9 protein-coding genes are annotated in these 11,812 nt (G+C 75.1%); 5 read left to right on the top strand and 4 right to left on the bottom strand.

The window, feature by feature from the left end; genetic code table 11:
* Positions 1–26: 26 nt before the first annotated feature.
* The 4 genes from R3E88_00820 to mutM form a co-directional block, all read right to left on the bottom strand.
* The gene (locus R3E88_00820; GenBank protein MEZ4214994.1) at positions 27–1,124 is read right to left on the bottom strand and encodes a hypothetical protein; all 1,098 of its coding nucleotides are present in this window, start codon (positions 1,122–1,124) and stop codon (positions 27–29) included.
* Positions 1,125–1,190: 66 nt separating this feature from the next.
* Positions 1,191–2,132, bottom strand: coding sequence for an ankyrin repeat domain-containing protein (locus R3E88_00815; GenBank protein MEZ4214993.1), 942 nt, complete (start codon positions 2,130–2,132; stop codon positions 1,191–1,193).
* A 34-nt stretch (positions 2,133–2,166) separates the two neighbouring features.
* Complete coding sequence (locus R3E88_00810) at positions 2,167–3,681, bottom strand: NFACT RNA binding domain-containing protein (protein MEZ4214992.1); 1,515 nt, start codon at positions 3,679–3,681, stop codon at positions 2,167–2,169.
* Positions 3,682–3,793: 112 nt separating this feature from the next.
* Entirely contained in the window at positions 3,794–4,669 is an 876-nt protein-coding gene (gene mutM / locus R3E88_00805; protein MEZ4214991.1) for a bifunctional DNA-formamidopyrimidine glycosylase/DNA-(apurinic or apyrimidinic site) lyase, read from the bottom strand.
* A 95-nt stretch (positions 4,670–4,764) separates the two neighbouring features.
* Between mutM and R3E88_00800 the strand changes: the two genes are divergently transcribed.
* The 5 genes from R3E88_00800 to pqqE all read left to right on the top strand — a co-directional run bounded on the left by R3E88_00800 (position 4,765) and on the right by pqqE (position 11,796).
* Positions 4,765–5,373 carry a RecX family transcriptional regulator gene (locus R3E88_00800; GenBank protein MEZ4214990.1) on the top strand — a complete coding sequence of 203 codons (609 nt, stop codon included), beginning with the start codon at positions 4,765–4,767 and terminating at the stop codon, positions 5,371–5,373.
* 75 nt (positions 5,374–5,448) lie between these two features.
* Positions 5,449–8,649, top strand: a complete 3,201-nt coding sequence (gene ileS / locus R3E88_00795; protein ID MEZ4214989.1) for an isoleucine--tRNA ligase — start codon at positions 5,449–5,451, stop codon at positions 8,647–8,649.
* Positions 8,650–8,696: 47 nt separating this feature from the next.
* Complete coding sequence (gene pqqB / locus R3E88_00790) at positions 8,697–9,590, top strand: pyrroloquinoline quinone biosynthesis protein PqqB (protein MEZ4214988.1); 894 nt, start codon at positions 8,697–8,699, stop codon at positions 9,588–9,590.
* Entirely contained in the window at positions 9,587–10,612 is a 1,026-nt protein-coding gene (gene pqqC, locus R3E88_00785; protein ID MEZ4214987.1) for a pyrroloquinoline-quinone synthase PqqC, read from the top strand. Before pqqB ends, pqqC begins: the two co-directional genes overlap by 4 nt.
* The gene (gene pqqE / locus R3E88_00780) at positions 10,609–11,796 is read left to right on the top strand and encodes a pyrroloquinoline quinone biosynthesis protein PqqE (GenBank protein MEZ4214986.1); all 1,188 of its coding nucleotides are present in this window, start codon (positions 10,609–10,611) and stop codon (positions 11,794–11,796) included. Before pqqC ends, pqqE begins: the two co-directional genes overlap by 4 nt.
* Positions 11,797–11,812 lie beyond the last annotated feature (16 nt).

Genomic DNA, 11,812 nt, shown 5'->3' with positions numbered 1-11,812 from the left:
GGGAACTCGGGGCGGGCGCGCCGCGGCTAGCCGCGCCCCATCACGAGCACCTTCACCTCGCCGCCCGCGAACAGCACCTCGGCCTTGTTCGGGCCGAGCTGCCGCTGCACGACGCCCTCGCCGAGCTTCGGGTGCGAGACGCGATCGCCGGCGTAGTAGAGCTCGCGAGCGGAGTACGGAAGCGGCGGGCGCGACAGGTCCGGCTCGACCACCTCGCGCTCGGCCGCCGACGTCGCGCGCGCCTTCGACTTCGGCCGCAGCTCGTCGCCCACCGGCTCGAGGCCGTCGCGCAGCGCGGGGTCGGAATCGAGGATGAGCTTGCCCTGGCGCAGGCGCCACGGCGGGTCGCCGTACAGCTTGATGCTGCCGAACGTGACGGGAATGCCGAGCGCCGACTCGACCTCGCCGCCGAGCTTGCGCAGCGCGGCCATCCACGGGCCCGCGCTCTGCAGCGAGCGCTTGCGGTAGATCTCCCAGTAGCGGTTGTTCGCGAGCACGAGCAGCGACGGCGGCGCGGGCGCGACCGTGCGCTCGAACTTCTCCGCGATCTGCGCGGCGAGCGACTCGCGCCACGCCTCGGCGACCGCGCACTGCGCGAGCCCCTCGAGCAGCGCGCGCAGCGGCGTGTCGCCCTTCGTCGACTTCGGCGGCATCACGCGGCAGCGGGCGACGACCAGGCGATCGTCGTTCGCCACGCCGAGCAGGTCGAGCGCGCTGACGACGCGCATGCGCGCCTTGATCTTGCGGGGCGAGAGCGCCGTGACCGGGACGGCGTAGTCGAGCAGCGTCACCTCGGTCGGGGGCGTCCCCTCGTCGTCGACGTCGTCGGCGTCGCGCGGCGGCACGCCGTCGAGCAGCTTGAGCGTGACCTGGTCGAGCTCGCACTGGTTGTAGACCGCGATCGCGAGCTCCTTCTCGTCGATCGCGATGTCGCCCTCGAAGCCGCCGTCGTGGCCGACGAAGTGGGCGACGTCGGCGCGCACCTCGGCGGCGGCCGCCTGCTTCTCCTCGCGATACATCTCGGCGAGCCGAGCGCCGGTGAGCGCCTCGGCCGCCTCGCGAAACGAGCCGGCCGCCTTCACGCTCGCGTCGTTGGCGAGCTCGATGAGCGGATGCGCCGTCACAGATGGACCCCCTCGGTGAAGCGCGAAGCATACCCCGTCCGCCGCGGCGCGGGGGGTCGCGCAGGGCTACGAACGCTCCGCGAGGAGGCGGACGAGTCGTTCCGAACCGACCGCCCGCGCGACGTCGATCGCGCGCGCGCCGCTCGCGTCGGCCCGCGCCGGATCCGCGCCGTGCGCGAGGAGCGCGCGCGCGATCTCGACGCCGCCGGCATCGCCGCGCCGCGCGGCTTCGTGCAGCGCCGTGCCACCGCCGCTCGCCGGGAGCGACGCCGCGTTCGCATCCGCGCCCGCGTCGAGAAGCAGGCCGACGACGTCGGCCGCGCCCTCGCGCGCCGCGAGCACGAGCGCGGTCGCGCCGGTCGACGCCCGCGCGTCGAGCTCCGCGCCGGCGTCGATCAGGGCGGCGGCGAGCCGCGCGTCGCGATGGGCGGCGGCGTAGAGGAGAGGGGTCTGGAGCGTCGCCGCGTCGCGGATCTCGGGGTCGGCGCCGTGCTCGAGCAGGGCGATGGCGACGGCGCGGTGGCGCGAGGAGAGCGCGGCCGCGAGGGGCGTCTCGCCGCTCCGGGCGCGCGCGACCGGACTCGCACCCCGCGACAGCAGGAGCCGGGCGATGTCGGCGTCGCCGCGGAGCGCGGCGCGGAACAGCGGCGTCTGTCCGTTCTCGGCGCGCGCGTCGACGCGCGCGCCCATCGCGAGCAGCGCGTCGGCCGCGCGCTCGCGGCCGAGGAAGGCCGCGTAGTGGAGCGGAGTCCAGCCCTCCGCGGACGCGGCGTTCGGGTCGGCCCCGCGCGCGACCAGCGCGCGCATCTCGTCGACCCGCCCGCGCTGCGCGGCGACGAGCAGCTCGCGGTCGAGCTGCGGTGCGTCGGCGAAGCCGAGCATGCGGAACACCACGACCGCGAGCGCCGCACCGCTCGCCGCCCAGACGAGCTGCGCGCGCCAGCCCGTCCGCGCGCCCGCGTCCGCCGGGGCTCGTCCTTCGGGCACCGAATCGGGTCGATCGTCCACGTGCCGCTCGCCTCCCCGCCGCCCGCGCTCGATGCTAGTCGGGAACCACGGACGCGAGCAAGCGCGCGAGCCTCGCCTCCTCGCGCCGCAGGCGGATGCTGCGCCCGCCCGTCACGTACACGAGCCCGCGCTTCGCGCCCTTCGGCTTCTTCACGTTCTTGATGGGCGCGACGTGCACGTCGGCACTGCCCGCGTTGCGGAACTTCGAGAAGTGGACGGCGAGCTCGCAGGCGTCGAGCAGCGACTCGGACGGCGGATCGGAGCGCCCTTCGGTGCGCAGCACGACGTGGCTGCCCGGAGCGCCGTCGAGGTGGAAGAAGAGGTCGTTGCCGCGCGCGAGCCGCGTGCTGAGGTGGTCGTTGCCCTCGTCGCTCCGCCCGACCCAGATCTCGAGCCCGTCGGCGCTCCGGTAGCGGCGCGGCTGCAGGCGGCGCGGCACCTCGTCGAACGGCCCCTTCGGCGCGCGCTTCGCGGGAAGCGCGGCGGCGGGCGGCACCTCCGCGAGGTGCTTGCGCACGAGCTTCGCGACGTCGGCGCGCTCCGCGAGCCGCGCCACCCCGTCGGCGTCGTTCGCCGCGACCCGCGCGGCGAGCTCGTCCTCGAGCGCCGTCAGCGCGGCGAGCCCCGCGCGCGCTTCTTCCGACTGCGCTCCCGCCTTCGCGAGACGACGGATCAGCTTCTGGTAGCGCTTGAACGTCGCCTCGAGGTTCTGCTTCGGCGACAGCGCGGGGTCGAGAGGGATGCGGACCGGCTCGCCCGTCGCGTAGTCCGCCACCTCGATCTCGCGCATGCCGGGCTCGACGCGCGCGAGCGCCCCCTTGAGCAGCTCGCCGTGGCGCTGCAGATCGCCGGCGTGCTCGGCCTCGGCGAGCTCGGCGTCGATGCGCTCGACGCGTTTCTCCGCCGCCTTGCGCTCCTTGCGCAGGGCCTTCGCGACGCGCGCGCCGAGCGCGTCGGACGTGCGCTCGTCCTCACTGCCGGCGTAGGCGGCCTCGATGGCGCGCAGCAGCGCGTCGTCGTCCTCCGCCGCGAAGCGATCGTCGCCCTCGCGCGGCGCCGGCTCGGGCGGCGCCTCCCACGGCTCGCCGATGCGGAGCGAGCGACGGGTCTGCTCGAGCGGCCGCTGCGCGGCGAGGAGCCGCCCGTCGGAGGCGATGACATAACAATTGCTGCGGCGACCGAGCAGCGAGAGCAGCACGTCGAAGCTCGCATCCGCGCCGTCGAAGACGAGCACGAGCTGGCGATCCTCGCCGGCGATGCGTGCGGAGCGGAGGCGCGCGCCCTCGATGCGCGGCCGCAGGAACTGCAGGAAGGCCGGCGGGCGCTCGGCGGAGGCCGGCGCGCGCTCGAGCTCGCCCACGCGCGCGAACGCCGGGTCGCACGAGAGCACGAGGCAGCGCCTGCCGCTGCGGTCGTCGCCGTCCGCGCGGCCGTGGAACGTGAGTGCGACGCGGAAGGCGTCGGGCTGCGCGATGCGCTCGACGCGGAACCCCGCGAAGCGACGCTCGACGGCGCGCGCGGCGCGGCGGAGCTCGGCGAGACTCAGCACGAACGCGCCTCCGCGGGTGTCCGGCGCGGCGCGCCGCACGCGCACCCCGCACTCACCGGCCCGCTCATGGCTGCGTCCCGTCGTCGGATCGCGACGTCGTCGCATCGCGGTGTCATCGCTGACACGAGGGGCAGTAGTGCGTGCCGCGCTGCGCGACGACCACCCGCTTCACCGTCGCGCCGCACTCGTAGCACGCGGCTCCCGCGCGCGCATAGACGCGCCGCTCGTCCTGATAGGCGCCGTCACGGCCGTCGGCGGCGACGTAGTCGGAGATGCTCGAGCCGCCCGTCTCGATCGAGCGCAGCAGCACGCGGCGCACGCTCGCGGCGATGGCGTCGCACTCGCGGCGCGTCGTGCGCGACGCGCGACGGCCCGGGCGCACGCGCGCGTGGAAGAGCGCTTCGTCGGCGTAGATGTTGCCGATGCCGGCCGCGACGGACTGGTCGAGCAGCAGCGCCTTGATCGCGACGCGCCGTCCCCGCGTCGCCGCGAAGAGCGCCTCTCCCGTGAGCTCGAGCGCGTCGGGCCCGAGCCGCGCGAGCCGCGCGTGCCCCTCGCCGGGCGCGAGCCACGCGAGCTTCCCGAACTTGCGCACGTCGCGCAGGTAGACGGGCGGGCCGCCGTCCGCGAAGTGGAGGCGCAGGTGCGTGTGCGCATCCGGCTCGAAGACCACCTGCTGCTCGGGCGCGAGCGAGGCGCGCGCCGAGGCCGACAGGAGCCGCACGCTCGACGCGCCCGCGCCGAAGAGCTGGCCGGTCATGCCGAGGTGGATGAGGACGCGGCTCGCGTCGTCGAGGTTGGCGATCAGGTACTTGCCGCGTCGGTCGAGCGAGCGGGCCGTGCGGCCCTCGAGCGCGCGGCGCAGCCGCGCGGGCGGCGTCACGAAGAGATACGAGCTCGCCGTCGTGTCGACGCGCGCAATGCGGCGACCGACGAGCATGGGCTCGATCGCGCGGCGGGTCGTCTCGACCTCGGGAAGCTCGGGCATGCGACGCGGATCCCCGGGCCGCGCATCCACGCGAGCGCGTGCGTGCGCGCGGGCCCGCGCCTACTCTGGCACACCCCGGTCCCGGAGAGCGACGGATGGCGATCACCCGAGCGAGCGAGCGCGGGCCGCGCGCGCGGCGGCGCGCGCCGGTCGAGATCTCGCGCGAGGCGCTCGAGCGCGCCGCGCTCGCGCACCTCGAGCGCTACGACTCGAGCGCGGCGAACCTGCGCGTCGTGCTCCGCCGCAGGCTCGCGCGCTGGCAGGATGGAGAGCCGCGCGACGCCGCGCGCGCGCGCGAGGCGGAGGGCTGGGTCGACGAGATCGTCGCGGACCTCGTCGCCCGGCGCGTCGTCGACGACCGTCGCTATGCGGAGGCCCTGGCGCGCCGGCTCGCGCGGCGGGCGAGCTCGCACGGCGCCACGCTCGCGCGCCTGCGCGCGAAGGGCGTCGCCGGCGACGTCGCGCGCGAGGTCGCCGGCGAGCGCGCCGACCCCGAGGCCGAGCTCGCCGCCGCGACGGCCTACGCGCGGCGGCGCGGCCTCGGCCCCTTCCGCGCGACCGCCGAGCTGCGCGAGGCGCGGCGCGAGCGCGATCTCGGCGCGCTCGCCCGCCGCGGCTTCGAGCTCGACGTCGCGCGGCGCGTCGTCGACGCCCGCGACGCGAGCGAGCTTCCCGAGCCGCGCACGCGCGCCGCGTTCGACTGACGGGCGCGCGGCGGGCGCGGTACCCTGCCGCGCCCCAAGGAGGAAGGGCCGCGCCGCGCGGCCGCGCGAGCCGCCATGCCCACCGCCGACGCCCCGAGCCCCACGCCCTACCCCGAGGTCGAGGCGCAGCCGCACTTCCCGGACGTCGAGAAGCGCGTGCTCGCGTACTGGCGCGAGCACGACGTGTTCCGCCGCTCGGTCGAGCAGCGGCCGACGAGCGCCCAGGGCGGGGAGGAGTTCGTCTTCTACGACGGTCCGCCCTTCGCGAACGGCCTCCCGCACTACGGCCACCTGATCACGAGCTACATCAAGGACATCGTGCCGCGCTACCAGACGATGCGCGGCAAGCGCGTCGAGCGCCGCTTCGGCTGGGACTGCCACGGGCTGCCGGCCGAGATGGAGGCCGAGAAGGAGCTCGGCGTCTCGGGCCGCGCGCAGATCATCGACTTCGGCATCGACCGCTTCAACGACCACTGCCGCACGTCGGTCATGAAGTACACGCGCGAGTGGGAACGCTATGTGAACCGCGCCGCGCGCTGGGTCGACTTCGAGAACGACTACAAGACGCTCGACCTCTCCTACATGGAGAGCACGATCTGGGCGCTGAAGCAGCTGTGGGAGCGCGGGCTCCTCTACGAGAGCTACCGCGTGATGCCCTACTCGTGGGCGGCGCAGACGCCGCTCAGCAACCACGAGACGCGCCTCGACGACTCGTACCGCGAGCGGCAGGACCCGGCGCTCACCGTCCGCTTCGAGCTCGTGCCCGCGAGCGGCGACGCGCTGCCGACCGACCTCCTCGCGTGGACGACGACGCCGTGGACGCTGCCGAGCAACCTCGCGCTCGCCGTCGGGCCGGAGATCGACTACGCGGTGCTCGAGCTCGACGGGCGGCGCGTCGTCCTCGGCGAGGCCGCGGTCGAGAAGTACGCGAGCGAGCTCGGGAGCGCGCGCCGCGTGGGCAGCGTGCGCGGCGCGGAGCTCGCCGGCCGCCGCTATCGCCCGCTCTTCCCGTTCTTCGAGCACGCGCCGCTCGACGGCATCGCGAACGCCTTCCAGGTGCTCGCGGCCGACTTCGTCGACACGGCCGAGGGAACGGGCGTCGTGCACCTCGCACCCGGCTTCGGCGAGGACGACATGGAGGTGTGCGCGGCCGCGGGCATCCCGGTCGTGTGCCCGGTCGACGACGCCGGCTGCTTCACCAGCGAGGTCGCGCCGTGGGCCGGCGTGCAGGTCTTCGAGGCGAACCGGCCGATCGCGCGCGAGCTGCGCGAGCGCGGCCGCGTGCTGCGCCACGAGACGTACGTCCACAACTACCCGCACTGCTGGCGCACCGACACGCCGCTCATCTACCGCGCGGTCGACTCGTGGTACGTGAAGGTGACCGGGCTCCGCGAGCGGATGGTCGAGCACAACCGCGGGATCCGCTGGGTTCCCGAGCACGTGCGCGACGGGCTCTTCGGCAAGTGGCTCGAGGGCGCGCGCGACTGGTCGATCTCGCGCAACCGGTTCTGGGGCACGCCGATCACCGTCTGGAAGAGCGACGACCCGGCCTACCCGCGCATCGACGTCTACGGGAGCCTCGACGAGCTCGAGCGCGACTTCGGCGTGCGGCTCACCGACCTCCACCGCCCGACGGTCGACGCGCTCGTGCGCAAGAACCCCGACGACCCGACGGGCAGGTCGACGATGCGGCGCGTGCCCGACGTGCTCGACTGCTGGTTCGAGTCGGGCTCGATGCCGTACGCGCAGGTGCACTACCCGTTCGAGAACAAGGAGTGGTTCGAGAGCCACTTCCCGGCCGACTTCATCACCGAGTACACCGCGCAGACGCGGGGCTGGTTCTACGTGATGACCGTGCTCGCGACGGCGCTCTTCGATCGCCCGCCGTTCCGCAACTGCATCTGTCACGGCGTCATCCAGGCCGAGGACGGCAAGAAGCTCAGCAAGCGGCTGCGCAACTACCCCGACATCGACGACGTGTTCGAGCGCATCGGCAGCGACGCGCTGCGCTGGTACCTCGTGTCGTCGCCCATCATGAAGGGCGGCGACCTCAAGATCGACCAGGAGGGCAAGGCGATCGCGGAGAGCGTGCGCCTCGTCATCAACCCGATCTGGAACGCCTACAGCTTCTTCTGCCTCTACGCGAACATCGACGGCGTGCGCGCGCGGCTCGTGACGCGCGAGCGCGCGGCCTCGCTCCCGCTGCTCGACCGCTACGTGCTGGCGAAGACGCGCGCGCTCGTCGCCGGCATCGGGCGCGACCTCGACGCGTACGACATCGCGGCCGCCTGCGCGCGCGTCACGGGCTTCATCGACGCGCTCAACAACTGGTACATCCGAAGGAGTCGCGCGCGCTTCTGGGCGGGCGCGGGCGAAGGCTCGGAAGGCGACAAGCGCGACGCCTACGACACGCTCTACACGGCGCTCGTCACGCTCTGCCGCGCCGCCGCGCCGCTGCTTCCGCTCGTGCTCGAGGAGGTGCACCGCGGGCTCACGGGCGAGGAGAGCGTGCACCTCTGCGACTGGCCCGACGTCGACGCACTGCCCGAGGACGACGCGCTCGTGCGCGCGATGGACGACGCGCGCGACGCCTGCTCGGCCGCGCTCGCGCTGCGCGCGGCGCGCAACGTCCGCGTGCGCCAGCCGCTCGCGAAGCTCACCGTCGCCGGCCCGCGCGCCGCGGCGCTCGCGCCCTTCGCCGCGCTGATCGCCGACGAGGTGAACGTGAAGCGCGTCGAGACGACGGAGGACGTCGAGGCGTTCGCGACCTTCCGGCTCAAGGTGAACGCGCGCGCGGTCGGGCCGCGGCTCGGCGGCGAGACGAAGCGCGTCATCGCCGCGTCGAAGCAGGGCGACTGGCGGACGACGCCGGGCGGCGGCGTCGAGGTCGGCGGCACGCCGCTCGAGCCCGGCGAGTACGAGCTGCTGCTCGACCCGAAGGAGGGCGTCGCGTGCGAGCCGCTCCCCGGCAACGACGCGATCGCCGTGCTCGACCTCGCGCTCACCGACGCGCTCGTCGACGAGGGCCGCGCGCGCGACCTCGTGCGCGTCGTGCAGCAGGCGCGCAAGGAGGCCGGCCTCCACGTGGCCGACCGCATCGCGCTCGCGGTGCGCGTGCCCGAGGCGTGGCGCGCGTCGATCGACGCCTTCGCGGGCTACGTGAAGGAGCAGACGCTCGCGGTCTCGCTCGCGCACGGCGACGGCGCCGAAGGCGACTTCGCGCACGCCGCCGGGAGCGGCGACGAGGCGCTCCGCGTGGCGCTCCGCCGCGTGTAGATTCCCTCGGAGTTCCGGTAGCTTCCGGGGTCCACGGAGGACCCCCGGTGAAGCTTCGCGTGCTCGGCTCGAGCGCCGGCGGCGGCCTCCCGCAGTGGAACTGCGGCGGCCCCTACTCGATGCGCGCGCGGCGCGGCGACGCGGACTGCCCGCCGCGCACGCAGCCCTCGCTCGCCGTCTCGGCCGACGGGCGCCGCTGGTCGCTCGTCAACGCGAGCCCCGACGTGCGCGACCAGCTCGCGCGCTTCCCCGGGCTGTGGCCGCGCGAGGGCACGCGCGACATCCCGCTCGACACCGTCGTCGTCACGAACGCCGACCTCGACCACACGCTCGGCCTGCTCGTGATGCGCGAGTCGCTCCCGTACCGCATCGCGACGACGCCGTGGGTGCGCGACGCCGTGCTCGCGAACAACGCGGCCTTCCGCCTGCTCGAGCCCGCGTGGGGCACGGCGAAGCTCGACCAGGAGTTCGCGCTCGACGGCGCGGGCGCACTCGTCGCGCGCTTCTTCCCCGTGCCGGGCAAGGTGCCGACCTATCTCGCCGCGCTCGCGACGAACCATCCCGAGGCGACGGTCGGCCTGCGCATCACCGACGCGCGAACGGGGAGGCGGGTCGTGTACGCCGCCGGCATCAAGGCGCTCGACGACGCCACGCTCGCCGAGCTCGCGGCCGCCGACGTGCGCTTCGTCGACGGCACGTTCTGGAGCGCGAACGAGCTGCTGGCGCTGCGCCCGGGCGCACCCGACGCGCACGCGATGGGCCACCTCCCGATCGGCGGGCCGGACGGCAGCCTCGCGCGCCTCGCGGCGCTCCCCGGGCGCACGATCTACACGCACGTCAACAACACGAACCCCATCCTCGACGCGCGCTCGCCGGAGGCGCGCGCCGTGCGCGACGCCGGCGTCGAGATCGCCGCGGACGGCATGGAGCTCGAGACGTGACGCGCGCGCTGCTGTCGCCCGACGAGCTCGAGGCGCGCCTGCGCGCGATCGGCGACGCGCGCTACCACGACAAACATCCGTTCAACGTGCGCATGCACGAAGGCACGCTGACGCGCCGCGAGCTCGGGACGTGGGCGAGCAACCGCTACTACTACCAGACGCGCATCCCTCTCAAGGACTCCCTGATCGTCGCGAAGGCGGACGCGCCGGGCTTCCGGCGCGAGTGGGTGCAGCGCATCCACGACCACGACGGCGCGCGCGAGGGCGACGGCGGCCTCGCGATGTGGCTGCGCCTCGCGGAGGCCTGTGGCTGCGACCCGCGCGAGGTCGAGGCGCAGGAGCACGTGCTGCCCGGCGTGCGGCGCGCGTGCGACGCCTACGTGGAGCTCGTGCAGTCGAGCGACCTCCTGACGGCCGTCGCGGCGTCGCTCACCGAGCTCTTCGCGGGCGGCATCATGCACACGCGCATCGCGGCGTTCGAGAAGCACTACCCGTGGGTCGACGCCGACGGCCTCGCCTACTTCCGCTCGCGCACGCACCAGGCGCCGCGCGACGCCGCGTTCGGCCTCGCCTGGGTGCGCGAGCACGCCCGCACGCCCGAGGCACAAGCGCGTTGCATCGCGGCGCTCGAGCGCAAGTGCGACATCCTGTGGAGCCTGCTCGACGCCATCGAGCGCCACGGCCGCACGCCGGTGCTCGCGCCGCACGCGCTCGTGCGCTTCGACGAGGCCGAGCGCGCCTGGCTCGTCGTGCTCCCGGAGCGCGCGCTCAAGCTCACGGGCAGCGGACATCGCGTGCTCGCGCTCTGCGACGGCGCGCGCACGGGCGGCGAGGTCGCGGCCGAAGTCGCGAGGCTCGAGGGCGCGGGCGAGGCGAGCGCCGCGGAGGTCGACGACTTCCTCGCCGCGATGGAGCGCGCGGGCGCCATCGCGTTCGGGCCCGCGCCGCCCGACTCGGACGAGGGGTCCGAGACGGCCGCGACGAAGGCGCGAGGCGCGGCGCCCGGCGGGCCGGCCGCGTGAGCGCGCCGCGCCCGTTCAACCTCGTCGCCGAGCTCACGTACCGCTGTCCGCTCCGCTGCCCGTACTGCTCGAACCCGCTCGACTACGAGGGAGTGCGCGACGCGCTCTCGGCCGAAGACTGGGGCCGCGTGTTCGACGAGGCCTCCGCGCTCGGCGTCGTCCACGTCGGCCTCACGGGCGGGGAGCCGAGCGCGCGCCCGGACCTCGAGGCGATCGTCGCGCGCGCCGCGGGCGCGGGGCTCTTCGCGCACCTCGTGACGTCGGGGCGGCCGCTCACGCCGGCGCGGCTCGGCCTGCTGCGGGACGCCGGGCTGCGCAGCGTCCAGCTCTCGATCCAGGACGTCGATCGCGCCGCGGCGGACCGCGTCGCGGGCACCGCCGCGTTCGATGCGAAGCTCGCGATCGCGCGCGCGACGCGCGCACTCGGGCTGCCACTCGTCCTGAACGTCGTGCTCCACCGCGGCAACGTCGCGCGCGTGGGCGCGGTGATCGAGCTCGCGCGCGAGCTCGACGCCGAGCGCCTCGAGCTCGCCAACGTCCAGATGCACGGCTGGGCGCGCCACAACCGGGACGCCCTGCTGCCCTCGCGCGAGCAGATCGAGGCGGCCGCGCGGGAGGTCGCCACGGCGCGGGACGGGCGCGCGCGGCCCGAGATCGTCTTCGTGCTGCCCGACCACTGGGCCGACCGCCCGAAGCCCTGCATGGGCGGGTGGGGCCGCAAGACGATCGTCGTCGCGCCCGACGGGGCCGTCCTCCCCTGTCACGAGGCGCGCGCGATCGCCGGGCTCGAGTTCTGGCGCGCCGCCGGGGACGGCGCGCGCCCGCTCGCCGCGTGCTGGGCCGACGCGCCCGGGATGAACGCGTTCCGCGGCGAGGCGTGGATGGAGGAGCCCTGCCGCAGCTGCGAGCGCCGCGCGACCGACTTCGGCGGCTGCCGCTGCCAGGCGTTCGCGCTCGTCGGCCGCGCGTCCGCGACCGACCCGGCGTGCGCGCTCGCCCCCGACCGCGCCGCGATTCTCGCCGCGCGCGAGGCCGCGGCCCGTGGCGGCGCCGCTCGAGGCGGACGGTGCCAAGACGGCGAAGGGACGGGCGCGAACGCAGCGGCCGGACCGCCGCAGGACGAGGCCGCCTGGAGCTACCGGGGCGAGCGGCCGCGCGCGCCGCGGGCGCGCTCTTCGAGCTAGGCGCCGGCGCCCACTT

This window comes from Myxococcota bacterium (assembly GCA_041389495.1).
Lineage (GTDB): Bacteria > Myxococcota_A > UBA9160 > UBA9160 > UBA4427 > JAWKRT01.
Note: the sequence above shows the minus strand (reverse complement) of the source record. Positions and strands in the feature narration are given on the sequence as shown.

Excerpts from the sequence above, each read along its gene's own strand:
- mutM (MEZ4214991.1), bottom strand. The coding sequence starts at position 4,669 with ATGCCCGAGCTTCCCGAGGTCGAGACGACCCGCCGCGCGATCGAGCCC.
- R3E88_00800 (MEZ4214990.1), top strand. The coding sequence starts at position 4,765 with ATGGCGATCACCCGAGCGAGCGAGCGCGGGCCGCGCGCGCGGCGGCGC.
- ileS (MEZ4214989.1), top strand. The coding sequence starts at position 5,449 with ATGCCCACCGCCGACGCCCCGAGCCCCACGCCCTACCCCGAGGTCGAG.